At 54.6% G+C, this 25,851-nt stretch carries 22 protein-coding genes; 8 read left to right on the forward strand and 14 right to left on the reverse strand.

Features of this window, described 5'->3' with window-relative positions; genetic code table 11:
• Positions 1 to 32: 32 nt before the first annotated feature.
• The 6 genes from SPI05_RS01935 to SPI05_RS01960 all read right to left on the reverse strand — a co-directional run bounded on the left by SPI05_RS01935 (position 33) and on the right by SPI05_RS01960 (position 5,537).
• Complete coding sequence (locus tag SPI05_RS01935) at positions 33 to 422, reverse strand: hypothetical protein (RefSeq protein ID WP_321075656.1); 390 nt, start codon at positions 420 to 422, stop codon at positions 33 to 35.
• A gap of 142 nt (positions 423 to 564) precedes the next feature.
• The gene (locus SPI05_RS01940; protein WP_414601952.1) at positions 565 to 1,551 is read right to left on the reverse strand and encodes a glycerophosphodiester phosphodiesterase family protein; all 987 of its coding nucleotides are present in this window, start codon (positions 1,549 to 1,551) and stop codon (positions 565 to 567) included.
• Positions 1,542 to 2,324 carry a M23 family metallopeptidase gene (locus SPI05_RS01945; RefSeq protein WP_321075659.1) on the reverse strand — a complete coding sequence of 261 codons (783 nt, stop codon included), beginning with the start codon at positions 2,322 to 2,324 and terminating at the stop codon, positions 1,542 to 1,544. Before SPI05_RS01945 ends, SPI05_RS01940 begins: the two co-directional genes overlap by 10 nt.
• Before the next feature lie 235 nt (positions 2,325 to 2,559).
• Positions 2,560 to 3,594: a hemolysin family protein gene (locus SPI05_RS01950; protein WP_321075661.1), complete on the reverse strand. Its 1,035-nt coding sequence runs from the start codon at positions 3,592 to 3,594 to the stop codon at positions 2,560 to 2,562.
• Positions 3,587 to 4,948: a hemolysin family protein gene (locus tag SPI05_RS01955; RefSeq protein WP_414601953.1), complete on the reverse strand. Its 1,362-nt coding sequence runs from the start codon at positions 4,946 to 4,948 to the stop codon at positions 3,587 to 3,589. Before SPI05_RS01955 ends, SPI05_RS01950 begins: the two co-directional genes overlap by 8 nt.
• 127 nt (positions 4,949 to 5,075) lie before the next feature.
• The gene (locus SPI05_RS01960; RefSeq protein ID WP_321075664.1) at positions 5,076 to 5,537 is read right to left on the reverse strand and encodes a DoxX family membrane protein; all 462 of its coding nucleotides are present in this window, start codon (positions 5,535 to 5,537) and stop codon (positions 5,076 to 5,078) included.
• A gap of 207 nt (positions 5,538 to 5,744) precedes the next feature.
• On the opposite strand from SPI05_RS01960, the gene SPI05_RS01965 reads away from it, so the two are divergent.
• The 3 genes from SPI05_RS01965 to SPI05_RS08980 all read left to right on the forward strand — a co-directional run bounded on the left by SPI05_RS01965 (position 5,745) and on the right by SPI05_RS08980 (position 6,785).
• Positions 5,745 to 6,335, forward strand: a complete 591-nt coding sequence (locus tag SPI05_RS01965) for a sigma-70 family RNA polymerase sigma factor (RefSeq protein WP_321075666.1) — start codon at positions 5,745 to 5,747, stop codon at positions 6,333 to 6,335.
• A complete protein-coding gene (locus SPI05_RS01970; RefSeq protein ID WP_321075667.1) occupies positions 6,332 to 6,607 on the forward strand; it encodes a zf-HC2 domain-containing protein in 276 nt (91 codons plus the stop codon). Before SPI05_RS01965 ends, SPI05_RS01970 begins: the two co-directional genes overlap by 4 nt.
• A gap of 103 nt (positions 6,608 to 6,710) precedes the next feature.
• Positions 6,711 to 6,785, forward strand: coding sequence for a 50S ribosomal protein bL37 (locus SPI05_RS08980; protein WP_370446369.1), 75 nt, complete (start codon positions 6,711 to 6,713; stop codon positions 6,783 to 6,785).
• A 123-nt stretch (positions 6,786 to 6,908) separates the two neighbouring features.
• On the opposite strand, the gene SPI05_RS01975 is transcribed toward SPI05_RS08980, so the two are convergent.
• The 3 genes from SPI05_RS01975 to aroA all read right to left on the reverse strand — a co-directional run bounded on the left by SPI05_RS01975 (position 6,909) and on the right by aroA (position 13,225).
• Entirely contained in the window at positions 6,909 to 10,634 is a 3,726-nt protein-coding gene (locus SPI05_RS01975) for a multifunctional oxoglutarate decarboxylase/oxoglutarate dehydrogenase thiamine pyrophosphate-binding subunit/dihydrolipoyllysine-residue succinyltransferase subunit (RefSeq protein ID WP_414601954.1), read from the reverse strand.
• Positions 10,635 to 10,784: 150 nt separating this feature from the next.
• Positions 10,785 to 11,843: a ribosome small subunit-dependent GTPase A gene (locus SPI05_RS01980; RefSeq protein WP_321075670.1), complete on the reverse strand. Its 1,059-nt coding sequence runs from the start codon at positions 11,841 to 11,843 to the stop codon at positions 10,785 to 10,787.
• Positions 11,840 to 13,225 (reverse strand): 3-phosphoshikimate 1-carboxyvinyltransferase, encoded by a 1,386-nt coding sequence (aroA, locus tag SPI05_RS01985; RefSeq protein WP_321075672.1) that lies wholly within the window; start codon positions 13,223 to 13,225, stop codon positions 11,840 to 11,842. Before aroA ends, SPI05_RS01980 begins: the two co-directional genes overlap by 4 nt.
• Positions 13,226 to 13,293: 68 nt before the next feature.
• On the opposite strand from aroA, the gene SPI05_RS01990 reads away from it, so the two are divergent.
• The 3 genes from SPI05_RS01990 to SPI05_RS02000 are packed head-to-tail and all read left to right on the forward strand — an operon-like array spanning position 13,294 to position 18,572.
• Positions 13,294 to 14,088 carry an inositol monophosphatase family protein gene (locus SPI05_RS01990; RefSeq protein ID WP_311497273.1) on the forward strand — a complete coding sequence of 265 codons (795 nt, stop codon included), beginning with the start codon at positions 13,294 to 13,296 and terminating at the stop codon, positions 14,086 to 14,088.
• Between the two features lie 60 nt (positions 14,089 to 14,148).
• Positions 14,149 to 15,399 (forward strand): exonuclease SbcCD subunit D, encoded by a 1,251-nt coding sequence (locus SPI05_RS01995; RefSeq protein ID WP_321075674.1) that lies wholly within the window; start codon positions 14,149 to 14,151, stop codon positions 15,397 to 15,399.
• Positions 15,396 to 18,572, forward strand: coding sequence for an SMC family ATPase (locus tag SPI05_RS02000; RefSeq protein WP_321075675.1), 3,177 nt, complete (start codon positions 15,396 to 15,398; stop codon positions 18,570 to 18,572). The genes SPI05_RS01995 and SPI05_RS02000 overlap by 4 nt, the downstream gene beginning before the upstream one ends.
• Here SPI05_RS02000 and SPI05_RS02005 read toward each other — a convergent pair.
• The 3 genes from SPI05_RS02005 to SPI05_RS02015 are packed head-to-tail and all read right to left on the reverse strand — an operon-like array spanning position 18,569 to position 21,049.
• Complete coding sequence (locus SPI05_RS02005; protein WP_321075678.1) at positions 18,569 to 19,096, reverse strand: DUF6912 family protein; 528 nt, start codon at positions 19,094 to 19,096, stop codon at positions 18,569 to 18,571. The genes SPI05_RS02000 and SPI05_RS02005 overlap by 4 nt on opposite strands.
• Positions 19,089 to 20,417, reverse strand: coding sequence for an ATPase (locus tag SPI05_RS02010; RefSeq protein WP_321075680.1), 1,329 nt, complete (start codon positions 20,415 to 20,417; stop codon positions 19,089 to 19,091). The genes SPI05_RS02005 and SPI05_RS02010 overlap by 8 nt, the downstream gene beginning before the upstream one ends.
• Positions 20,414 to 21,049, reverse strand: a complete 636-nt coding sequence (locus tag SPI05_RS02015) for an SAF domain-containing protein (RefSeq protein ID WP_321075682.1) — start codon at positions 21,047 to 21,049, stop codon at positions 20,414 to 20,416. Before SPI05_RS02015 ends, SPI05_RS02010 begins: the two co-directional genes overlap by 4 nt.
• A gap of 103 nt (positions 21,050 to 21,152) precedes the next feature.
• Here SPI05_RS02015 and SPI05_RS02020 point away from each other — a divergent pair, with 103 nt between their 5' ends.
• Complete coding sequence (locus tag SPI05_RS02020) at positions 21,153 to 21,371, forward strand: helix-turn-helix domain-containing protein (protein WP_282922157.1); 219 nt, start codon at positions 21,153 to 21,155, stop codon at positions 21,369 to 21,371.
• Positions 21,372 to 21,456: 85 nt separating this feature from the next.
• Here the strand turns inward: SPI05_RS02020 and SPI05_RS02025 are convergent, their stop codons facing one another.
• Positions 21,457 to 21,966, reverse strand: coding sequence for a hypothetical protein (locus tag SPI05_RS02025; RefSeq protein WP_321075687.1), 510 nt, complete (start codon positions 21,964 to 21,966; stop codon positions 21,457 to 21,459).
• A gap of 185 nt (positions 21,967 to 22,151) precedes the next feature.
• Here SPI05_RS02025 and SPI05_RS02030 point away from each other — a divergent pair, with 185 nt between their 5' ends.
• Entirely contained in the window at positions 22,152 to 22,961 is an 810-nt protein-coding gene (locus SPI05_RS02030; RefSeq protein ID WP_321075689.1) for an Rv3235 family protein, read from the forward strand.
• Positions 22,962 to 22,971: 10 nt separating this feature from the next.
• Here SPI05_RS02030 and secA read toward each other — a convergent pair whose 3' ends face one another.
• Positions 22,972 to 25,818, reverse strand: a complete 2,847-nt coding sequence (gene secA, locus SPI05_RS02035) for a preprotein translocase subunit SecA (RefSeq protein ID WP_321075691.1) — start codon at positions 25,816 to 25,818, stop codon at positions 22,972 to 22,974.
• Positions 25,819 to 25,851: the final 33 nt, after the last annotated feature.

Here is a 25,851-nt window from a genome sequence, read left to right on the forward strand (position 1 = left end):
CGACGCGAAACGCGGAGGTAGAGACGGGAAATTTAGGCTTCGGTATCCAAGGCCCGCCCCACCGAGCCGTTACCCAGCATGGCGCGCATAGATGTGAAGGTAGCCAGGCGATCGTGTTGGCTCAGAGGCTGCGGACGACGCATCAGTAGCTGTTGATTTTGGGGATGCGCAGAGGAAACAGAAGCCCGGTTTATCCGCGATTCAGCCAAAGTCAAAGCAAACAGAGAGGCAGAATCGGCACCGGGTTCAATGACTTCACCGGTGACGGATTCAATCAGGTCACGATCGCCACGAGAAAGGTGCGACAGCACCCACTGGGTGTGTTCATCGACAACAGTCTGCGCTCCGCGCAACGCATCGCTGTTTTGGCGCTGCTTAGCTACTACGGCTGCTAAACGAACTGCCGAGCGCTGCTGTTCCATTGCCTAACCTTTCATTGAAAGTATGTCGATGTCAGTAATCTACCAGTTACCTTCGTCAGTTCCAAGGCTATTCTTAGATTTCTCTGATATTTCATTCAGATTACGTTAAGTATTCCTTGATATTTCAACAGTTTTTCACCGATTAGCTGGAAGATTCCTCAATGTCAGTTTGGGCTAATGTACTGACAATATCGGTATAAATCCCATCAACACCAAGGGAAACTAGACGTTGATATGAGGAAGTGTCATTCACCGTCCACACATAAACCGGACAGCCTAGGGTGTGCGCGGCCGCCACAAACCGTGGGGTCACGATTTTCACCCCCCGGATACTTTCCGGTACTGCCAGCGCACAGTGAAAATCCCTGAGTAGACGCGGCACAATACCGAAGCGATAGAGCCGTTCCAAATGGCGTTTTTCCGCTAACCCCGCCATCACGCGGTGAGCGTTGGCTTCGATTTGAGCCATTGCCGCGGTTCCCCGCTCTACTAGGGAAAAGAATGCGTCAGGGGAAATGTCTATGCTACGAATCTCCGGGCGGGTTCGCCTCACCAAACCGGAGGAAGCTCCCCCCCAGATTCGCACAACGTCTCGCGCTCCCGGTAAAAAGCCACACACCGGTCCCAGGTGCCGGGCCATTCGCCAGACTCGGCGGGCTGAAAAGGACGCCAAAGCGAGACGCTCCAAGTCACGGCGCCCTTGTAAGACGCGTAGCGTACCGGGGACAACCGCATCTGTTTTAGCATCAATATTCAAGTAAATGTCGGGGTATCGGTCCAGAAACTCTTCCAGGTTCAAAGGCCGCTCGCCGTTAGGCAGTTGATGACGGCACAGTTGCGCCCACGTGACTTCGGCAATGGTTACTTCCCCATCGACCGCGTGCCACATCGGGTCATGGCTGATGACAGGAATCCCATCGCTGGTGGCATGAATATCAGTTTCCAGCCCAGCTACTGACCCGCAAGAAACAGCCCAGTCAAAGGCAGCCCGCGAATTTTCCGGAACCGAACACCCCACAGCCGCGCTGGCAGACACCGCTGATCCACGGTGAGCCAACAGCACCGGCCGATGGCGCGAAACAGGGAAAACAGGAGCGGGTCGCAAAATCAGGCGTGAATCTAGGAGCAAATCTGATTGACGAACCGAGCACCATGACGCTTCATCCAGCCCATTGGATCGACAGATTCCTTGTCAGAATTACGAATCTCAAAGTGCAAGTGTGCTCCAGTAGAGCGTCCGGTCGAGCCCACTCCGGCGATAACTTCTCCGGCTTTCACCTCATCGCCTTCGTGTACATAGATTCCGTTGGCATACATGTGCAGGTAGCGGGAATAAAACACCTCACCATCCTGAACATGTTTGACAGTAATTGTGCCAGTAGACCCAAGCATTCCCGCTTCCGTCACTATTCCATCAGCGACTGCGTAAATATTCGTGCCGGTAGGAGCGGAAAAATCAACTCCCTCGTGCATCAATCGAGTACCGGTCACCGGATTAATGCGCATCCCCCACGGAGAGGTGAACGTGTAGCTGCCCGACAACATCGGCCATAAGAGGAGGTATTCTTCCGGGGCAGCGGCAGAGTCACCGTTGGCAGATCCCTGTGCAGCACACTTACCCAAAGCAGAGGCCTCCACCACTCGAGAGCGAGAACTGGCAGGAACTGCGTTTAAGTCGGAATCGTAACCGGTAATACCGCTGGCTTTAGCCACAACAGACAGCAGAGTCTGATTGGTACTGAAGTCAAAATTTGGGGAAGCAATGGACAGGTTAGGGGAAACCATCCCGGACAGCGGCGCGACTACGGTGATGGCTGAAACTACACCCAGAAGTATCAGGCGCGGAGCGTTGAAAACATGAGCTTCCCTACTAATATGAGCGGACTGAGCGCGGTTACGCAATTCACGCGCTTCCCGACGAGTGCGAGGCCTTTCGCTTTCCACGGGTTACCTTCCGACTTTGGATAACAACTCGAGCTCAAGTTTATAACAACTAGATAACGATTTGCAATTAAATGAGCGCATCAATTTTCACTTCAGCAACATTTGTTAACACTAAACGCTTGTTTCCGAAAAATACCTGAAAAAGTCGTGCATTTTTGGTCTCAATGGTGTTGCATGAACAGTTTCAGGTTACTCAGAGCAAATCTCGAACCTCTCCAACCAATTCTTCGAGAATATCCTCCAGGAAGATTACCCCAATGACTGTCCCGGAATCATCGGGATTGACCACCCCAGCAAGGTGAGTGCCTTGCTTTTGCATCACCCGTAAAGCATCCTCCACTTCCATCTGAGGTGTCACGGGAATCAACGACCGAATCCGCCAAGGCTCCAAAGGGTGTTCACGAGATTCTTTCCCTACCGCAATGACATCTTTGATATGCAGGTATCCGGTAATCTTTCCGGTTTCATCAGTAATCGGAAACCGTGAAAAACCTGTGTGTGCCACGGTCTTTTCCGCTTCTACAGGATTTACGTCGGCTGGCAAAGTCACCAAGTTCTCCAAACCGACCATCACTCCCGACACAACTTCCGCAGAAAACTCCAGTGTCCCGGAAAGCAACCCCAAGTCATCCTCCAAAACCCCTTCCTCTCGGGAATTTTCAACGATTGATGACATTTCTTCAACTGTAAAAGTGCTAGCGACTTCGTCTCTGGGCTCTCTGCCAAACAACCTCACGAACACATTAGCGAAGGCGTTCATAGCATTAACTAACCATCGCATACTGTGCGCAATGACTGTCATGGCGGGACCAAAGAACAACACGAGTGAGGTATGCGCACTGACGGACAGATTCTTTGGAATCATCTCTCCCACTACCACGTGCAGGTACAACACAATCAGCAACGCCAATAGTACTGCGACCAGATGGGCGCTGAGGGGGGGAATCCCCACACGAGCTACTAGAGGCGTCAAGAGATGCGCTAATGCAGGTTCTGCCACCACACCCAATCCAGTCGAAGCCAGCGTAATGCCTAATTGGCAGGTCGCCAGCATTTCCGAAACATGTTCAACCGCAAAAAGAGCGCCTTTAGCTCCCCTCTTGCCCTCTTTTACTAGCGGTTCAATTTCAGCCCGACGAGAAGCGGTTATAGCAAATTCGGCTCCCACAAAGAAGCCATTTACAGCCAAAAGAATCAACATAACCAAGAGACTTAGCCAATCATTCATGGCTCTCAACCTCCTGTGGACGTGTCAGCGTATCAGGAATCGCATGGCGAGTGATACGTACCCGATCGATACGCCGACCGTCCATCTGTTCAACACGCAAAAGGTATCCGTTCACCAGGACTGTCTCGCCTTGCGAGGGAATGTGGCCCAGTTCGTTCATAATCAAGCCCCCCAAGGTTTCATAGGGGCCCTCGTCAGGCAGTTCCACTTTGGTTTGAATCAACAGTTCATCGGGACGGATCAGCCCCGGAACCAGCCATTCACCTTCCACGGGATGATTAATCCCGGCGGCGTGTTGATCGTGTTCATCCGCGACCTCGCCCACGATTTCCTCGACCGCGTCCTCCAAAGTGACGATTCCCGAAGTGCCTCCGTACTCGTCGACCACCACCGCCGTTTGGCTGCCGGCATCGCGCAGCAGCACCATCAAATCCGCCAGTCCCATCGTTTCAGGAACCCTGGGGACTTCATACATCAGCGACGATGAAGTGACCACGACTTCACTGCGGCGTTCATAGGGGACAGATACGGCCCGGCGCAGGTTGGCGAATCCCAGGATGTCATCCAAACCGTCCGGTCCAATCACCGGGAAACGGGAATGCCCAGTTTCCCGCGCTTTCGCAATGAGGTCATCCGCGGTGTCATCCTGGGTCAGGTAGTGTACCCGCCCACGGTCAGTCATCACGTCTTTTGCCGCCAAGCCGGAAATATGCACCGAACGGGTAAACAAGGAAGCCGTTGAAACATCGAGCTTACCCGCCTCCGCACTATGACGTACCAAGGCTGCAAGTTCCTGCGCGGAGCGGGCAGATGACAATTCTTCGGCAGGCTCCACCCCCAGACGGCGTAACACCCAATTAGCTGAACCGTTTAACAAAACAATGATCGGCAAAAATAAAAATGTGAAGCCTTTTTGGAAACGCACCACTGCACTTGCCGTAGCCAAAGGATCCGACAAAGCCAGGTTTTTAGGAAGCAATTCTCCAAATATCATCGAAAACAGGTTGGTCAACACTAATGCGACCGCACTACCAACTCCGATGGCAACTCCCAGAGCCATGTGGGTATGCCCCAATCCCCCGGTAATCAGGCGAGCCAAAGCTGATTGAGTGGTATATCCCAACAAAATGGTCGTGAGCGTAATCCCCACTTGAGTTCCTGATAGCTGTGTAGACAACTGTGAGATAGCTTTTTTCACTAACCCGGCACGCTTGTCTCCATTAGCGCAACGCATAGATACCTGAGTGGCATCCACAGCTACAAAGGAAAACTCAGCTGCCACAAACACTGCCGTTGCCAGAGTCAATAGCACTCCCACTGCCACCAACAGCCAATCCACCAATATGGGACTCACCTGAACCACCGTCCTCGTGCATCCTCATCGCAGACCGAGGCGAACCGACCCGTATGAAACTTGAGAACCGGGGTGTGGAACAGAAAAAAAGATAATCGCGGGGTGTCTTGCAGTTTAACCACCTAGCTCATTTGCTTGCTTTGGCAGCATTGATGATTTCCCGACGAACTTTCAGGGAAGGCTGACCGTTAGCGTCAACCAACACCATGCCTAGCCCTCCCGCCAGCGAGGATCCAGCCACCAGACCACGCAGGTATTCTCTACGTTCCTCTGGGGAATTAGCCGCCCAAACTGGATTATTAACCACACTAATTGGCAGGTTCACTAGTGCCAAAATGAGGGCGCAAATCCGCGGGGATTTTCCGATAGCCAAGCCCAGCGCGGTTGCTGCCGTGGCGGCTCCAGCCAGACGAGATAACAATTTTGCATCCGAGGTCAACATGGGGGGAAGCCCAATTTTCTCCAACGCTGGTTCCATCTTTCGGAAACGCTCCACATGGTCTGCAGGATTGCGCAAAGCGTCGAGACCATCATGAATGAAAACCGCCGCCAGTAGCGGACGTGATATAAACCGCAACAAAGTCCTCATAGTACTATTGTCCCCATTTTTAGACGAATTCGCACTTTTTCAAAACAATTGTTTACCGCTGTGGAATAAAAATCCCTACCGCTGGTTGTAATAGAGGTGAGACAACTTTTGGCAAACACCCTCACTAAATCCGCTTCCCGCCAAGCTGGCACAACGAGTCGAACACACCCCGTCCCACTTGTGACTCGCACGCTAGACTGGATGACGATGAGCGAAACAATAGACTCTGTACACCAACATGAGACGTCACCCAAACCGGAACAGCGTTTTGAAACGGAAGTTATGCCGTTTTTGAATCAACTCTATTCCGGCGCGCTGCGTCTGACCAGGAACCCGCACGACGCCGAAGACCTGGTTCAAGAAACCTTTTTGAAAGCCTTTCGAAGTTTCGATTCTTTTCAGGAGGGAACGAACCTCTTGGCGTGGCTTTATCGCATCATGACCAACACTTTCATTAATTCTTATCGCAAGAATCAGCGTCGTCCGCGCACGGAAACGATGGCTGAGATTACGGATTATCAGCTGGCTCAAGATGATTCCAATCGAGAAGCCCTTTCGGCGGAGTCTCTAGCTTTGGATCGTCTGGGGACCCAAGATATCCTCGATGCCCTCGATTCCCTACCCGATGAATACCGCGAGGCGGTGTATCTAGCCGATGTGGAAGGTCTGGCTTACAAAGAAATCGCGGAAATCCTCGATATTCCCTCCGGGACAGTCATGTCCCGTTTGCACCGGGGACGGGCGAAGCTGCGGAAAATGTTGAGTGAGCGTCTGGAAGCTGAGGTGATGGTGCCATGAGCAAAGAAAAACTTGATTCACAGATGTCCCCCGCGTCTGAGTTCGACTGCGACTGCGATACCGTGACGCAAAATATGCGTGAAATCATGAACGGGGAAATGGACTTGCTCACCGCCCAACATTTCCACGAGCATTTGCGCCACTGCCCGAACTGCCACGAAGAATCCCTGCGGGTGGAGCGTTACATCACGTTGCTGCGACAATCCTGCCGCTGTGAAGCCCCGGTTGAACTGCGAGAACGCATCATGATAGAGATTCGTAAAATCGGTTAGCCGCACAGATTTTTCGAAGCACTACAACGCCTCCGGGTTTGCGGGAAGGCCGGGAATGTGTGAAAATAGGCAGGTTGATTACGAACTTCAGAAGGAGGCTGTTATGTCGAAACGCGGTCGCAAGCGTCGGGCGCGGTCCAAGAGTGCCGCTAATCACGGCAAACGCCCCAATGCTTAAAGCTTGAACGCGGGTGCAGGATAGTGAAAACTTCCCGCACCCGCAGTGTTTTTAGACTGAAGGACCCGAAACGCAGTTTTCCCCGGAAGAAACGATATCTTCCGGGGAAAACTATGACTGCTCTTAGCGGGCGAAAGCGCGCGACACTAGGTCAGCGGCCTGTTGCTTGTGTACGGAAGCCAAACCGGTAGAGGGAGCGGCCATCGCCGGGCGAGACACCACGCGAATCGGTCGGTCGCCGATGAAGACATCCTGGTGTATCTTCAGGAAGCTCCAGACCCCCTGATTTTCCGGTTCGTCCTGCGCCCACACCAGTTCGGCGTTGGGGTACTGTGCCAAAATCGGCTTCAGATCCTCGTGTAGCGGGTAGTACTGTTCCAAACGCACGATTGCTGTGGTTTTGTCACCTGTCTTGGCGCGTTCGTCCGCCAAGTCGTAATACAACCGGCCGGTGCAAATCAGCACGCGAGTCACCGCATTGGGATCCAGATTTCCCTGGTCGCCAATGACCCGTTGGAACTGACCGGAAGTGAAATCTTCCACCGAAGACACCGCCGCTTTCAAACGCAGCAGCTGCTTGGGGGTAAAGACAACCAGCGGGGTCCGCGGCCGACGATAGGCCTGCTCACGCAACATATGGAAGTGGTTAGCCGGAGTGGAAGGCTGGACAATCCACATATTGTCCTGAGCGGCCAAACTCAACCAACGTTCAATACGCGCCGAGGAGTGGTCGGGTCCCTGGCCTTCAAAGCCGTGGGGCAGCAACAGCACCAGAGAGGAGTGCTGATGCCACTTCTGTTGAGCCGAACTGATGAACTCGTCAATCATGGTCTGGCCGCCGAACGAGAAGTCGCCGAACTGGGCCTCCCAGATAGTGAGAGCTTCCGGGCGCTCCACCGAATAGCCGTACTCGAATCCTATGGGCGCGTACTCAGACAGGGACGAGTCGTAAATCATGAACTTACCCTGTTTGTCGCTTAAGAATTCCAGCGGGGTCCATTCCTCACCAGTCTTGAAGTCGTGAGCGACCGCATGACGCTGCACGAAAGTCGCACGACGAGCATCTTCACCGGACATCCGAATGGGAGCGCCCTCCATCAGGATTGACCCGAACGCTAACAGCTCACCGAATCCCCAGTCGATATTGCCTTCACGAGACATCTGTTGACGCTTTTTGTAGAGCTTTTCAATCTTGGGGTGCATGGTGAAGCCTTCGGGGTAATCCACGTGCGCATCGCCGATAGCTTCCACTACATCCCGCGGAATGGCTGAAGTCCAAGCAATCATATCGTCGGACTCGTCGGTCTGAGCGGCGGGCAGGGTCCAATCCCAATCGTTGCCGCCCTGTTCGCCTTGCCGCGTCGGGGTGTAGCCCTTTTCCTTGGTTTCTTCAAAAATCTTTTCCAGTTTCTGGTGGTAATCCTCTACTGCCGCTTGCGCTTCCTCATCCGAGAGATCGCCACGACCAATCAGGTTATTCATGTAAACCGTGCGAGTGGTTGGATGGGTGTCAATGAGGTGGTACATCACGGGCTGAGTCATCGACGGATCATCGCCTTCGTTGTGCCCGCGGCGACGGTAACAAATCAGGTCAATTATGACGTCCTTGTGGAACTTTTGCTGGAAACGGTAAGCCAGACCAGCTACCCGCGTGACCATCTCAGGATCGTCAGCGTTCACGTGGAAAATCGGCACCTGCAAGCCTTTAGCCAAATCAGTGCAGTAGTTTGTGGAACGGGCATTGGTCGGAGAAGTCGTGAAACCAATCTGGTTATTCACGATGATGTGCACCGTCCCGCCGGTGGCGTAGGCCTTGAGCTGGCTCATGTTCAGCGTCTCATAGACGACGCCCTGACCGATGAAAGCTGCGTCGCCGTGAATCAGCACGGGAAGGTAACCGTAGTCGCCCTCGATACCGACTTTATCCTGTTGCGCTCGGACAATGCCTTCAACCACCGGGTTCACAGCTTCCAAGTGGGAGGGGTTAGCCGCGATATAGACGCTGGTGGTCTTGCCTTCGTAAGACTCGTAGATGGACTCGGTGCCCAAGTGATACTTCACGTCCCCGGAGCCCTGAACCGAACCGGGATCCATGTTGCCTTCAAATTCGGCAAAGATCTGGTTGTTAGTTTTACCGGCCACGTTCACCAGCATGTTCAACCGGCCACGGTGCGCCATCCCAATGGTCACCCCAGCCAAGCCATCATGAGCGGCATCGTCCATAATCCGCAGCATCAGAGGGATTAGCGATTCGCCGCCCTCCAAACTGAAGCGCTTTTGACCGACATACTTGGTCTGCAAGAAGTCTTCGAAGGCCTGAGCCGCGTTCAAGCGGTTCATAATGGCGTGACGGACTTCTTTGCTCGGCGGCTCGTAGGGACGCTCAATTTCCTCCTGCATCCACGTGCGCTGTTCGGGGTCTTGAATATGCATGTATTCGATGCCCGCGGTACGAGTGTAGGTATCACGCAGCTGGGTCATGATGTCGCGCAGCTTCATGTCAACATTGTGTTTGTCGCCCAGTCGTCCCACCGGGAAATACCGATCCAAATCCCAGATAGAAAGACCGTAGGCCCCGAGTTTCAAGTCTGGATGGCTACGCACCCGATAATCCAGGGGATCCACATCCGCAATCAAGTGTCCACGGGAACGGTAAGCGTGGATGAACCGCGTGATTCGCGCGTCTTTGGACAGCTCCCCGGGCCCGCTGTAATCGTTGTTACGCGCCCAGCTGAAAGGCGCGTAGGGAACCTTCATGGAGTCAAAGACACGTTCGTAGAATCCGTCTTCGCCTTTGAGTTTCTTTTCGATTAGACCCAGGAAAGAGCCGGACAGAGCCCCCTGAATGACCCGATGGTCGTAGGTCGAAGACATGTGCATAATCTTGCCGATACCGGCCTGAGCCAGCTGTTCTTCCGAAGCACCGGCCCATTCTGCCGGGTAATTCGTTGCCCCGACCCCGATGATGCAGCCCTGGCCCTGCACCAGGCGAGGCGACGACATGAGGGTACCCAAGGTTCCCGGATTGGTCAGGGTCACCGTGCAGCCGGAATAGTCTTCCATTCCCAGCTTACCGTCACGAGCCTTTTTCACGAGTTCTTCGTATGCGCGGACGAATTCTTCAAAAGACAGGGTGTCGGCTTTGTGGACGACCGGTGTGACCAGCAGACGCGAACCATCGTCCTTGGGCAAGTCAATCGCCAGTCCAAAACCAACGTGCGCGAAATGGTCAATATGCGGTTTACCGTCCTCCAGGCGGTAGCGCACGTTGACGTCAGGAGTTTCCACCAAGGCTTCCACGATGGCGTAGCCAATCAAGTGGGTAAAGGATACTTTGCCGCCGCGAGTCCGCTTCAGGTGGTCATTAATCTGGGTACGATTCTCAATCAAAACTTTCGCCGGAATCTGGCGGTAAGACGTCGCGGTCGGCACTGATAGCGAAGCATCCATATTTTTCGCAATCGCGGCGGGGACACCCTTCAGCCGTTCGGAACGATCCTCCCCTTTAACGGTGGCCTTTGCCGCATCATAGTGCTGCTTTGCCACCATTGCAGCGTAGGGCGAAGTCGGAGCGTGAACGACCGAACGTGGCAGTGGCGGGCGGTCAGAGTGTTGGGCATCAAGTCCGGTGGGTCGGGATTCCTCACCGGATTCGGCGGTTTCACCGCTTTCCGTGAGTTCGGAAGCGGCGCCAGCGGTTGCTCCCGGCAACAATCCCAGGCTTTCCATCTGTTGGAAATACGACTGCCATTCGGGGGGAACTGAACTTTTATCCGCGAGGTATTGGGCGTGAAGCTGAGCAATAACTTCTTCGGAGGCTGAATTATTCGACGACTGTGTCTCGGCCACTATATTTTCCCTTTCAAGGTCATTGGAAATTTTCTCCATTGTGCTCCTAATTTAGGACTTTTAGCCTAGGAATTTCACCTTATTTCTCAGACCTTGACAAAGATTTACTATAGTTCGAGTTATCCTTGAGGATTTAAGGACTTTCCCTTTTCAGTAGGCTGGCGGAATCTCGGTCAAGAGGCTTCGGAAGGACGCCAAACGCAGCGCTAGTTCCGGGTGCTCATCCAATAGGCAATCTGGGGAGTCCGCACCGTGAGTGCAACCTCGCGGACAGTCCCGGGCTATCGCGTAAAGTTCCGGGAATCCGCGCAGCAATCCCGCCGCATCAACATGTGCCAAGCCAAAAGAGCGCACTCCGGGAGTGTCGATGAGCCACCCTTGTGCAGCCACCGGAAGGGCGACCGCCGAGGTCGAAGTGTGCCGGCCTTTACCGGTTACTTCGTTGACTGTCCCAGTCGCCCGATTTGCGCCCGGCACCAGCGCGTTCACCAGTGTAGATTTGCCGACCCCCGAGTGGCCTAGCATTACCGTGATTTCACCGGTCAGCTGTTTCTGGAGCGCCACCAGTCCCCGGGCGACAGTGGGGGCCGGTGCGGTCTGCGAGCATGTCTCGGCTAGTGCTAGCGCCGGAACAGCGGGTTCGTAGAGGTCTCTGTTCAGGGCAAACACTGTTATTCCGATAGCTTCGTAGTCTGCGATAAGTTCCTGGGCGGAGTCCAAGTCCGTTTTCGTCACCGCCAGCAGTGGGGTGACTTTCGCGTCCAGAGCCGCCACTATCGCCCGGTCAATCATGCCGCGTTTCGGTTCTGGGTCACGCGCTGCGACCACGATTAGTATCTGAGTGGCGTTGGCGACGATGAGTTTTTCGCGCGCTCCGGCCTCGGATTCGTCAAAGCTACGGCGCAGGATGGTTTGGCGATCTTCTAGGGTGACAATGCGCGCCAAAGTGTCGGGAGTGCCGGAAGTGTCTCCTTCCACGCCCACCCGGTCCCCCACAATGACGCCCTTTCGTCCCAGCGCCCGCGCCTTAACGGCTTGCACCATGCGGTTTGCGCCAAGCGCTACCGTAAACCGGCCCCGATCCACGGCGATGACCATACCGGGCTCAGCGTGCGCAAAACTGGGACGTTTCTTAGTGCGGGGGCGGCTACCTTTCCCCGGTCGCACGCGGACTCGCGGATCATCCGTACCGATGTCGCGGCGACTCAAGAGGCTGCTCCCAACAGACGTTCCCACATTTTTGTGAAATCTGGCAGGGTTTTGGAGGTGGCGCCGATATCATCGATTTGTACCGGATAGTACAATCCTAGGAGCGCTGCAAAAGTCGCCAGCCGATGATCCCCGTAACTGTGCAACAGCAGCGGGGGAGATTCCGGGTCTTGGTCCACAAGCCCGGAGGGGCTGACACCGGTAATCACGAGGTCGTCCTCCGGGGTGATTTCGCAGGGAATCCCGACGGTCGTAAGTTCGGTGCGCAGCGCTTCGAGACGATCCGTCTCGTGACCCCGCAGGTGGTGCAAACCGCGCAATCGGGAAGTTCCGGGGGCGAAAGCAGCCAAAGCCGCCACGGTGGGAACCAGCTCACCCACCGCGGTAAAATCGGCGTCTATCGGCCACAGCGGACCCAGACTGGAAACCGTCAATACCCCGTAGTTCCACTCCACATGCAGACCCATTTTTGGCAAAATCTCCAGCCAAGCCGCCCCTGCCTGCGTGGTGTTCGCGGGCCAAGTGGGGATAGAAATCCGCCCCCCGGCAATACCTGCCAGAGCCAAGAACGGTCCCGCGTTCGAGAGATCCGGTTCGATGAGAACGTCCTGGCCCAAAACCGGCTCTGGGGCCACATGCCAGAAAGGCTTGCCCTCCTCGGAGCTCCCCGGCGTAACGGTAACTCCGTGTTGAGACAGGCATTCTAAAGTCATCTCGATGTGTGGCAGCGAAGGTAGCGCCGCAGTTTTGGAACGAACGGTACAACCATCGGGCAGTAGCGGCGCAGCCAGCAACAGAGCTGATACAAACTGCGAGGAAGCCGTAGCATCTATGGTGACTTCCGTGGCGGGGCGCCCCGCGGGAGGATAAATCGTACAGGGAAATACGCTCCCATCCGAGGATTCGTGCTCGATATGGGCTCCCCACTGGGTCAGAGCATCCAACAAAGGCCGCATCGGGCGAGTATTTGCTTGTGTATCGGCGACCAACCGCACGGCGCGCCCCAATGCCACCGCCACGGCGGGAATGAAACGCATGACAGTTCCAGCCAAACCGCAATCCACCGTAACGGGAACATTATCCCGCAAAACACCCTGAGAAACTGCGGAAGTTGACTGCGACCACAGTTGGGTCAGAGGGGTAATCTGTACCGGTTGGTCCAAAACGGGAGGCCACGGCTCGATAACCGCCCCCAATGAGCGCAGCGCTTGCACCATGAGGTCCGTGTCGCGGGCATACAGAACCCCCGTGAGAGAAGCCTCAGTATCGCTGATGGCACCGAGCAACAATTCTCTGGCGCTCAAAGACTTTGAACCCGGCAGGGTCACCGCACCGAAAACAGGACCTTTCGCGCGGGGAGCCCGCCAAACTGTTGCTTGCATAGGTTCAGCTTAATGGAAAAATCGCGCCGTTGACCGTTTTACAGCCCTTCAAGGGATAGGTTTAGAACATGAGCAGTCGCTGGGAAGAAGATTTACAGTTAGCCCTAATCATGGCAGACCAGGTAGACGCCCTGACCACCAAGCGTTTCTTGGCTCCCGATTTGGAAGTCAGCGATAAACCGGATTTGACGCCGGTAACCGACGCGGATAAAGCCGCCGAAAAACTCATCCGGCGACACCTGTCACATTCGCGAACTCGAGATGCCATCGTGGGTGAGGAAGAAGGCAGTACCGGTTTAGCAGCCCGAAAATGGGTCGTCGACCCGATTGACGGCACCGCGAATTTTCTCCGCGGGGTCCCGGTGTGGGCTACTCTCATTGGGCTAATGGAGGACGGCAAGATGGTGATGGGGGTGGTCAGCGCACCCGCCCTAGGATTTAGGTGGTGGGCTGCCGCGGGCAGTGGGGCGTGGACCGGCCGGTCGCGTTCCTCGGCACGCCAGCTGCAAGTTTCACGTATCTCTAACCTGAATCAGGCTTCCTTTTCCTACGCGCTTATCGGCGAATGGGCCGAGGCTCATCGTTTGCGGGGCTTCATGAATCTCTCTCAGCAGGTATGGAGGACTCGTGCCTACGGCGATTTTTGGTCCTATATGCTGCTGGCAGAAGGCGCGGTGGACGTTGCGGCGGAACCGGACTTGAATCTGTGGGACATGGGGGCGCTCTACCCCATCGTGACCGAAGCTGGCGGTAAGTTCACGTCCCTCACCGGTGAGGATGGCGTGAACGGGCCGGGGGCAGTAGTTACTAACGGACGTCTGCATTCCCAAGTTTTGCAGTATATCGGCTCGGAAACAGACTAATTTGTGAGGTTTGCAAAACTCTTAAATTTTCGCCCCCGGGGTTGCTCTTATGCTTGAGTCATGAAGTTTTTACACACCTCTGATTGGCATCTCGGCCGGGACTTTATGAACTATGACCTAGCCCCCTACCAGGATTACTTCCTGGAGCAAATCCTGACGCAAATTGAAGCGCACCGTCCTGATGCTTTGCTGATTACGGGCGACGTATTGGACAAACCAAATCCGAGTGATGCGGATTTGGACAAATTGTCCGGTTTTTTGAATGAGGCACGACAAATAACTCGAATCATCCTCATTGCCGGTAATCACGATGGGGCCTCCAGGCTTGGTTTTGCCAAGGGCTTCACTCTGCCGGAAGTCAATATCGTGACGAAAGCTGCCCAGGTTGGCACCGCTATCGAGATTCCGGGACCCGACGGTGAACTCGGCGCGCTGGTCTACCCCATACCTTACCTGTCTCCCTACCAGGATCGCGCGGAGCTATCCACGTGGGTTGACAATGACGGGGTTTGTCATCTCGATGACACTTTGAAGCAGCCCGCCAGCAAAGACGACCCGGCGCCGTTGCTCCCGGGAAAACCGGAAGTACTGTTTGGCGCGGCACTGCGCCGCATCGGGAGGGATCTGGACCGGAGGAACACGGACGTGCCGGTCCTCGCGATGGCTCATGACTATCTAACACAGGTAGATCCGAATAAAGAAGTGGAACCGCTGGGAAATCTCTCTCCGATCCCGGTTTCTATGTTGGATTATTTCGCCGGAGGCCCGGAAGGATACAACGGCATTGATTATCTAGCTCTGGGACACATTCACGGGGCGTATCAGATACGGGGCACTAAAGCCACGGCCTGGTACGCGGGGTCTCCTCTGCCTTATCGGGTTAGTGAGAGCAACGAGAAATGCACCCTTTTGGTCGAGGTTCACCCCGATCACCAGGTGGAGGTCGAGAAGCTACCCTTGATAGTGCCTTATAAAGTCACACGACTACAGGGCAGTATTGAGGACCTCACGAACCCGGACGACTCCCGCTACCAGTCCTGGCATCAGGCCTTTTGCAGCATCAACCTGACTGAAACGACCTTGCCGCCAAACGCTTATAACCGACTGAAAGCGGTTTTCCCGCGAATGTTGAAGCTCACTCATTCCCAGGGCACTCTGAACGGGACGCTGCAATCTGGCGCAGAGTTTCGGGAACTATCTGAGCTAGAGATTGCCACCGAATTCTTACGTACCTGTGGCATTGACGAGGAGGAAGACCTCGCTTTGCTAACCGAAATATATGAAGACGCCGTTGGGGGGACAGAGAAATGAAATTCCATAAACTTACTCTTGAAGGAGTGGGGAGTTTTTACGAGCGCACCACCTTGGATCTGGACGAACTGGCCGAGTCGGGACTGTTCTTAATTACGGGCAATACCGGATCGGGAAAGTCCACTATCCTGGACGGAATTGTCTACGCTCTGTATGGAGACGTAGCTGGTGAGAGAGATTCCGCAACAGATCGTATTCTCTCCTACTACTGGGACAAGGACTATCCTCCTGAGGTCGTGCTGGTGTTCTCTGCCCACGACAAGTTCTATGAGCTACGTCGCACGGTGACCTTTACGAAGCCAGGGCGTAAGACTGTCACTCAATCCATAGCCCAGCTTAAGGTGTCCACTACCCCGGATTTTGACAACGTTACCGAACCCATTGCGATAGGTAGAGACGTCACGAAAGAGGTAGTGAGAATCCTCGGCCTGGAGAAATCACATTTTCTGCAGACGGTGATACTTCCCCAAGGTCAGATTCAGCAGTTCCTGACCGCAGGGGCCGCCGAACGGCATGAGGTTTTATCCAATCTTTTCGGGGCGGAAAGCTTTATTGCCATGGAAAAAGCCGCTAAGGAACGTGCCTCTCAAGGCAAGGAAACCACCAAAGAGTACACCAGACGTCTAGGTGAGCTTCTCACAACTGTGTATGCGGATCTTTCCAACATTGAGATTACTGGTGAAAATGAAACCGCTTGGAAAGAAACTTTGGAGGAATTTGCAGCGGCAAAAGACGGGGCGGCGCAATCGATTTCCGCCTTGGAGCAAGCCGGAGAGCCCCTCTTTGCTAGCGCCGCCAAAATTTTGCGCGAAGAAGCCGCTAAGGTTAGGGACGCCGCCGAGCAAGCTCAGAAAAAATACCAAGCGGCTCAGACAAAACTCACTACAGCGGAAACCGAGCAGAGCGTCATCTCAGAGGCACGACGGATGACTGAAAGACTTGCCGAACTTTCCGAAAAGACAACCGAAATTGAACAACTGGACCAACGCAACCAGAAAGCCGTGCATGCCAACGCCGTCATGGACAGCGAGAAAGCAGAGCAGAAACCTTACCGGTCAGCCGAGCACCAGCGTGCCAGTATTCTTGGTTCTTTGACACAGCTGGTCGATAACGATACGGATTTAGCCGAATTTAGGGACCAAGTATCAAATCTGTCGGACACAAAATTGCAAACCTGGTTAGAAAGGGAGGAACCCAGTACCAATTTGTCTGACCTGCGTGATGAGATGAGCGAAAAGATTAATGACAACCAAAAGAGGCTGGAGGCCATCAAAGCCAATCTCTCCCTTCAGAGTCAAAAAACTACCGCTGCCAACAGTAAGGAAGAACAGCTGAAGTCTCTGCGCAGTCAGATTCGCCAGCTCAGCGACACTGCTAAAAAAACCACAGAAACGCTGGACAAACAGCGCCAGATACTGCGAGAACAGAAGCAGCTTGCGGACGGGTTACCCAGCCGGCAGACAGAGCTGAAAAATGCTCAGGAGCACCACGATTGGGCAAAATCGGCTGAAAAGTTAGCCAAGGATTTGAAAGCTGCCACGAAAAATGCTGCCCGGCTGCAAGAAAGCTACGACCGGGCACAGGAAAACGCCGAGTCCGTTTTGCGAAAATGGTCTGATACCGCGGCGTCTCGCTTATCGGCACAGTTGCAGGACGGAGAGTCCTGTCCGGTCTGCGGTTCTCTGGATCATCCGCATCCCGCAGCCGAAACGGCTGACAAAACAACCTTTCAGGACTATGAAGCAGCTGCGAGCGAAGCCAAAAAAACTCACGACAAGCTCTCTGAGGCAAACAATAAGGAAACTGAGATTAGCGCCAGATTGCAAACAGTTACGGATCAGCTCCAGGACCGGAATATACAGTCTTTGGCTGCGGCCCTCTCTGTGGCTGAGAAGGCCGTCAGTGAATCCGCCGTAGCTAGCAAGCAAGTACCCAAGTTGGAAAAGAAAATTTCCGAACTGGAAGAATCAGACAAACAAAACCAAACCGAGCGTGAAAAACTCATCAAACAGGAAGCAGGATTAAGCTCGGAGGTTGAAAACCTCCACGAGGATATTCAGGCACTTGCTGACAAAATTCGAGCGGAGTTGGCTGATTTTGATTCCAATTCTGACCCGCAAGACTTGTTAGATACGAACCAGCACAGTCTGGACGCGGTCAAACAGCTCGCCAAGTTTTATGATTCCTGGCTGCCAATCCGCCAAGAGTGGATTAGCGCTCATGAAACGTTGCGCAAGTCATTGACAGACCACGGTTTCGAGTCAGTAGCCGAAGCCCAGACCTATGCCAAACCTCGCCAGCTTCTGGAAACTGACCAAGAAACAGTTTCTTCTCACCGCAACGAAGTAGCTGAACTGCGCGCGAAACTGGATACCGACGTGTACCGAGACAAAGCTGCAGTCAAGCCCCCCGAACTGGAGAGCCTTCGAGCAGCTACCGAAGCCAGCAAGCAGGAATATCGCTCTCTCACCCAACAGTCGGCGTCTTTGGATAGTTCCCACCAGAATTTGTGCACCCACAAGGAAAGGTACGAACAGACCAAACAGGAATGGGACAAAGAAGCGCCAAAGATTGCCGGCTATGAACGTTTATCTCAAGTACTCAATGGGGAAAACACGATGAAAACTACTTTGAGCGCTTACTACTTGAGCAAGCGTCTGGGACAGGTGACTTTTGTAGCTAACCAGCTGATTTCTGATGTTTCCGGGGGATACTACGAAATCAGGCATAACGAAAACTATGAGTCGGACCGCAATCAGAAATATCACGGACTGGGCATCGAAATGTACAACGGCGCTCAGGACAAGGTGGTACCGCCAAAGTCGCTGTCCGGGGGCGAAAAATTTTACTGTTCACTCGCTATTGCCTTGGCGCTTTCCGAAGTCGTGCAACGGGAAAGGGGCGGCATCACTCTGGAAAACATTTTCATCGATGAAGGTTTCGGCACCTTGGACAATGACACCAGAGAGGCGGTCATGTACACGCTGCATAGTCTGCAGAAGGAGGGAGGACGTTGCGTAGGAATCATCTCACATGTCAGTGAACTACAAGAGGAAATTCCCCTCCAGGTTCAGGTGCGAAACTACCACAGCGGCAACACCACGGAACTGAAACCAGGCGGAAAACGCAAGATTGGCTCCTACCTACAAATCAACGGTTTAGATACGGTCTAGCTCAAGCCCAGGAATTCTCGCAGGACCCCGAGCTCGGAGCCGTCGAACCACAACAGTTCCGGCAACTCTAAGTCCTGGGGGGATTCCCCCGCCCCTGCCGCGCGGGCGGCCTGCCCCGATGCTAGTTTTGCCACTTCTGCGCCAGCCGCCGGTTCGTCTACATGGTAGGAAACCACTTCAGAATACTGAATCGGTCTGGTCAGGATGTATCCTCCGGCCAATTCCGGGTGGCAGGGTCGCAGGTCCGTGTCCGCGACTTCCGCCACCGCCACCACCCGGAGAGGCTGGGAGCTTTCGGTTTGCGCGTCTAAAGATTTCAAAGCGGCGACGTGTAAAGCCTCGTCTTCCGCCACCTCTCGGTCCTCCCCGTGCAGCTCGCTGGGAGCAGGAAAACCAGCAGCGGCGCACCAGGCCCCGTCCACGACCGTGACCGGCGCACCCTCCCAGGTCTTGTCCTGTAGGGATTGGGGACACAGCGCGATGTAGGCACGAATCGTTTTCGTCCGTTGGGGGGCTTTACTCATTTTCTGGTTCCTTCTGTTCGCCACGTTTGAACTTCAACAGTTTGCTCTCCCGAATCCTGCTCCGTCCCGAGCCGCGCCGGGGAAGCAAACCGAGTTGTTTAAAAATGTCATTCTGCAGCCCTTCCAGGTCCTCCAGAACCGCAGCGCGAGGATTCGCCGTCATCACATCACAAGCGGCCACCAGAGCACGGTCAAAATCTTCTCCGGCTTCTCGCACCACCGTCACCGGCAGGTTTGAAACCGAAGCGGACACGACACGAACTATGGAATTGCGCCAGTTCGCCCCTCCCACGGAAGCCCTCCCGCGATTCACTACCGCCAACGTCGGGCAGCTCCAAAGTTCCTGTTCACGAGCCCAATTGTGGTTGACCAGCAGCCGGCGAATCCCCACCGGGTCAGCCAGACCGACTTCCACCACCAAGTCGGCAACGTCAAAAGCTCCTAAGGCAGCTCCGTAACGGGTCGGCCCCATAGCCGCCAGCAAATCCGACTGGTCGTCAGCACCACTCGCTAAATCCACCAAAATCCAGCGATAGTTAATCCGAGCCATCTCTAAAAGAGCTGACAACGCGTGCTGGCCGACCTCACGCCACCGCTCCGCCTTTGTCAGTCCGGTCAGCAAATCAACTCCAAAGCCCACCCGCGTCACCAGCTGCGGAAAACTATCTGGCTTTAGCTTTCCTTGTTCCGCTAAACGACAACCGGTCACCACCCCGGAAGTGTCTAAAGCAATCCCCAGCATCTGTACCAGAGACGACTCGACCGTATCGGCATCGACCAGCAGAACCCGACCAAAGTTACGTAAACGCGAGGCGATGTTCAAAGCTAGCGTAGACTTTCCCGGTGCGCCCACCGGACCCCAAAAAGCGACAATCTGACCTATTGAACCGGCCAATTCAGCATTATCGTTACCGAATTCCTCACGAGGGTTGGGGGGCGGCGGAGGCATCAGGGTGGACATCATCTGTTCCAGCAGACGGGCTGCCTCACTCTGTTCAGGCTCTTCCACTCGGGGATCCGCTTTGGCTAAAACCGAAATCCCCCCGTGGCTGTTCAACTGATCCACGTCCTCCAGAGGGGCAAAGGCAATGATAGCAACATTTTCAGCGGCTAGTTCCTGGATGGTGGCTCCTTCCAGTTCCAGCATCTCGGTATCCACCGCTACCAGCTGCACCAGGTGCGCCTTGGCTATCGATAATAGCTCCGTGGCGTCACGGCAGCGCCGGATGACTTGCAGGGGCAGAGAATCTGACTCAATGGTCCTGATGATGTCCGCTTCCAAATCTGGATGCAGGCAAGTCGCCACCCCGATAAAACTCATGATGCCACCGGTATCGCCATCAGCGGGGTTTTTGTACCGATAGCAGCCAAGATAGGCGACAAGTCCTCTTCCGGTACGCTTATTTCTACATTCGTTTTATTTTTCGACCCGAGCGCCGTTTCCGAGCTTTTTTCCGCCAGGAACACGGCTTTATCTGCCAGCTTTTGAGCATTTTTCAACGGGAGATTCTTGTCAAAGACACTGGCGGAGTTTTCGTCAGGGAGTTGCCAGATTTCGAGGTAATCTCCCTTTTTTACACTACTTGGCAGGGGTGCTGCTAGCTCAAGAACAATCCGTTTGTTGTAGGGTTCGGTTTGGCTCAGAGAGGTTTTGGGGAGCAACTGTCCGCCGGCAATAGTTTGCACGACCACGCTGCCTTCCTTAAGCTCGCCTTCACGCAGGTACAGACCCGCTGCCCGCCCCGGGTTTGCCGAAATAACTTCAACATCACTGGATTGCACGGTATGTCCTGCAACGAGGGTTGTTTTTGCCACCAAGTAACCTTCCAGGTGGCTGGCCAGCCGCACCGTAACTATGACCAGGATTACAGCCAGTACCATCAGACCGATTCCCAGTGCGGTACGCCGATTCAAGTACCGAGATTTGCTTGATATTTCCGAACCAATGGGCATACAGGCCTCCCTGAAATCTCCTTATAGGCTTTATATCATTAAACTATCGAAGCATAGGAATGTTTTTGTTGTGGTTTTGTGTCATTTGATGTACCATAAACTCATGGGATATAATTTTTACACGATTGCTGATGTTGCTGACATGCTGAAGGTTTCTCACGGCGCAGTGCGTAACCTCATCAATAACGGAGAGCTCAAAGCTATCCAGATTGGCGGGCGCGGCCTCTGGCGCATCGAGGAATCCGCAATGGAGGAATACATCAAGGGACAATACGCCCAAAGCGAGGAAAAAATCGCTTCCGGTGCAGCCTTGGTGGACTAGCCCCTTCTTTCGCAGCCCCCGCTTGATTAACCGCTCCTGGTTACACATAGCGGGGGTTGACGCTTTTTATTCCCAGTAGCGCTCCTCAACGCGGGCAAGAGACATAGAGCAGTCCAGACAGTGCAATGGCTTCATGGCGACCGTGATCGACAATATCCACAAAGTCCGCACCAACTCTCTCAATGTAGCCTTTCAAAGTCTGGTTGTGAGTGGTGAATTGGACTTCGCGGCGGGTGGCGGCAAACTCGCGCAGCTTCACTGTGCCTGGAATTCTCGCTTCAACCAAAGTGGGCCATTGCGGTGCGGTCCCCAGGCCGGAAACGACTTCGATGGCCGAGTACCTTATGAAGATATCCATACGCAGCAAGCGCAGTATCAGCCAACTCGCTGCAGCATCAGCGACTTCACCACGCAGCGATTCCCCGTTGATGAGCCGAATCTCGACCGCAGTGCCCTTACTGGCTAACAAACGACCGGAGAGAGTCACCTCCGCCGCATCCGCCGCCGACAACTCAGTCGCTTCGGCTTGCCGCTGTGCGCGCAGCTTCGCCGCGAAATCAGCCGAGAGATCATCAAGATAATCGTCATGCTCCACGTACTGTAGTCTAGCTCACCCGCCGCATCGGGAGAAGCAAAACATATTACTGGCTACCAAGAATGCTGTAAATAGCCTTAAAAAGCCGGATATTGACAAAGAAACGAAAAGAATCTTAGGATAAGGAATCAAACGCTATCAAACGTGCAATAACTAAATAAAACTTGCTAACAAAGGGAAATACTATGGAAACCGCACTTCTTGAACCCAATACTGCCGAAACCAATGACTCTGCCGAGGCGACTCGCCCTGCGCTCAGCACCTCTCCCGCGTCCTCAATATCCCTCCCTTCTGAGGTGAGCTCGCAGCCGATGTCCACCGAAGTTACCGAAAATCTACTGATGGAGACCGAACGGGGATTCCAGCAGGAGGTCAAGCATCATGAGTCTGGCCAAAATGATCTGAAGCACGCCGCCGCACTCGTGACGAACCAACGACTCCAGCCAGTAGTCGGTCCTGCCTTGAAACGCCGTCAGGTTGCCAAGCCGTCCTTGCGGAGTTTAGTCAAGGCGACTTATGCCCAAAGGGGCCAGACATGGCAATCGATAGCTCCGCAGCGCCAAACAGAAAAAACCGGAAACGTCGGGACGGACCCAGCCCCAGTCGTAAGGCCCCAAGGGAAATCTTTCATCGAGGATGTTCAACATTCCCCTCGAGTTTGGGCCGCTCAGATGGCTCGGTGCGGGCTAGAAATCATTGAGGGCATGCGCCCTTTGTCCCAGATGACCCGCTGGGCCTCGCCGCAGGCTTATCGCTACCTCGAACAGCGCCGAAACGCTATTAGCTCCAAGCAAAAGCCACAGCCGGGACTCGTCGGAGGCAAGACACGCCGGGTGTCACCAGTGAGAGTGCTCAGTGCCCACAGCCGGGCTACCTCCGCGACCACTCACGAAGCGGTTGTCGTACTCAACGATGGCCAGCGGACTCGTGCCGCCGCGCTAACCTTAGAAAATCATGGCGATCAATGGATGATTGCCGCGATTCGCCTGGGCTAAACTGAGACCCTCAGCCCCGCCGTTTTGCCGCACGACGCTGCGCTCTGTTGCCCTGCGGGGCTTGTTCAGTGGAGCCATCGCTGGAATAAGAGATTTGTGAGTTCATAGCCTGATGTCCGGTATCGCCCATAACCGTGCGATTAGCGGATACCGATTTCAGGCCGGCCCTGCGCCCGGATTTCTTAAAGTTGCGGGCTTTCTTTTTTGCCGCGCTCTTAGAGAGAGGCGCTTTACTGTCCGGTGTCGGCTCTTCCGTTGCTTCCGCCTGGCCTTCGCCAGCTTCTCCGGCTTCCTGAGCTGCGGCTTCAGCGCGCTCCAGGGCATCGACAAAGGCCTTGACGTACCCAAATACATTCTGGACAGTCTCTTCCTTAATACGTCCCATCATGGCGCTGAACATGAGGTAGCCCTCAGTCTTATATTCCACCAGGGGGTTGCGCTGGCCCATCGCCCGCAGCCCGATGCCTTCCTTCAGGTAATCCATTTCGTACAGGTGCTCACGCCACAGCCGATCCACCACCGAGAGCAGAACTCGCCGTTCCAACTCCTTCATCGGTTCATCGCCCAGCTGGGCTTGCGCAATGGGATTTTCCGCCAAAGACTTACCAGCTAGCTCGTACTGCAACTTGGCGTCATCGACCAGCTGTTCGGTGATGAAATCCGTGGTCAAAGCCGATTTACCGCCCACCGCGTTTTCCAAATCCTCCACCGAAAGCGACACCGGGTAGAGATTCTTTAGCCCCGCCCACAAGGTCTTCAAATCCCATTCGCTAGTATCGGGAAGGTCCGTGGCCTGCGCAACCGCATCCGCAATTGTGCCCTCGATGAAGGAGTCAACCGTGGCCGAGAGGTCCTCCCCACGCAGCACTCGTCCCCGTTCCCCGTAGACAGTTTCGCGCTGCTCAGTCATCACATCGTCGTACTTCAAAACATTCTTACGGATTTCCGCGTTACGACCCTCCACCTGGGTTTGCGCCGAACGAATCGCGCCAGAAACCATCTTAAACTCCATGGGAATGTCCTCGGGCAGACTCGAACGCATCACGTTGCCGAGCCAGCCTTGGTTGGCAAAACGCATCAGCTCGTCTTCCATCGACAGGTAGAAGCGGGAGCGACCGGGGTCTCCTTGACGTCCCGCACGGCCACGCAGCTGGTTGTCGATACGGCGTGACTCGTGGCGTTCCGTGCCTAGGACGTAGAGTCCACCAAGTTCCACAACCTCGTCGTGCTCCTGAGCCACCTTGGCTTTGGCATCCTTCAAGGCTTGGGGCCAAGCGGCCTCATATTCTTCAGAGTTTTCCTCCGGATCCAGCCCGCGATCTTTCAAATCCTGTACCGCCAAGAATTCGGCGTTGCCGCCCAGCATAATATCGGTACCGCGCCCGGCCATGTTGGTCGCGACCGTGACCTGGCCCTTTCGGCCAGCCATCGCCACAACTGCAGCTTCACGTTCGTGCTGTTTCGCGTTCAAGACCTGGTGGGGAATCTTCCGCTGGTTCAGCAAGTGCGAGAGGTATTCGGATTTCTCCACCGAGGTGGTGCCGACCAGGACAGGCTGACCGCGGTGATAGTTTTCTTCGATGTCCTCAACGACCGCGTTGAATTTCGCTTCGGCGGTTTTGTACACCACGTCGTCTTTGTCCTCGCGAATCATGGGTTTGTGTGTGGGAATCGGGACCACGCCCATCTTGTAAACATCGTTAAATTCGGCGGCCTCAGTCTCAGCGGTACCGGTCATGCCGGCACGCGAGCCCTTCGGGTAGAGACGCACGTAGTTCTGCAGAGTAATCGTGGCTAAAGTCTGGTTTTCAGCCTTAATTTCTACGCCTTCTTTAGCTTCAATCGCCTGGTGCATCCCTTCGTTGTAGCGCCTTCCGGGCAGGACACGCCCAGTGTGCTCATCAACAATCAGCACTTCCCCTTCCGGGGTGACAATGTAGTCTTTATCCAGCTTAAACAGCTCTTTAGCCTTGATGGCGTTATTCAAAAACCCAATCAGGGGGGTGTTGGCGACCTCATAGAGATTGTCGATACCCAGGTAGTCCTCAACTTTGTCAATGCCGGGTTCCAAGACCCCCACGGTGCGTTTCTTTTGGTCCACCTCGTAGTCTTCGCCAGGATGCAAATCCTGGACAATCTTGGCGAAGTCCGTGTACCAGTGGTTGACATCGCCCTGGGCGGGACCGGAGATAATCAGGGGGGTACGGGCTTCGTCAATGAGGATGGAGTCCACCTCATCGACGATGATGTAGTTGTGTTCCCGCTGCACTAGGTCTTCGACTCGTTGCGCCATATTGTCGCGCAGGTAATCAAAACCGAACTCGTTGTTGGTGCCGTAGGTGATGTCGCAGTTGTACTGTTTACGGCGTTCCTCGGGATCCATCTGAGCCATGATGATGCCGGTGCTCAGACCCAAGTAACGGTATACGCGTCCCATCAATTCGCCCTGGTAAGACGCCAGGTAGTCGTTCACGGTGACGACGTGTACGCCTTTGCCGCTCAGCGCCCGCAGGTAGCAGGGCAGCGTGGCTACCAGAGTCTTGCCTTCACCGGTTTTCATTTCGGCAATGTTGCCCCAGTGCAAGGCCGCCCCGCCCATAATCTGTTCCCGGAAGTGACGCAGTCCGAGCACTCGATCGGAGGCTTCACGAACAGTTGCGAAAGCCTCAACCATAAGGTCGTCAAGTTTCTCGCCCTCTTCCAGGCGCTGCTTGAACTCGTCAGTCTTTGCTTTCAGTTCGCTATCGCTCAGCTCGCGGTATTCGTCTTCAAGCAGGTCCACCGCATCAGCTACTTTCACCAGCTTCTTGAGGATTTTACCTTCACCGATGCGCATGAACTTATCAAGTAAGGACACGTTTCGCCTTCCTTTTCAGGTCTATGGGATGGC

It is taken from the genome of Mobiluncus sp., assembly GCF_034180645.1.
Taxonomy (GTDB): Bacteria; Actinomycetota; Actinomycetes; order Actinomycetales; family Actinomycetaceae; genus Mobiluncus.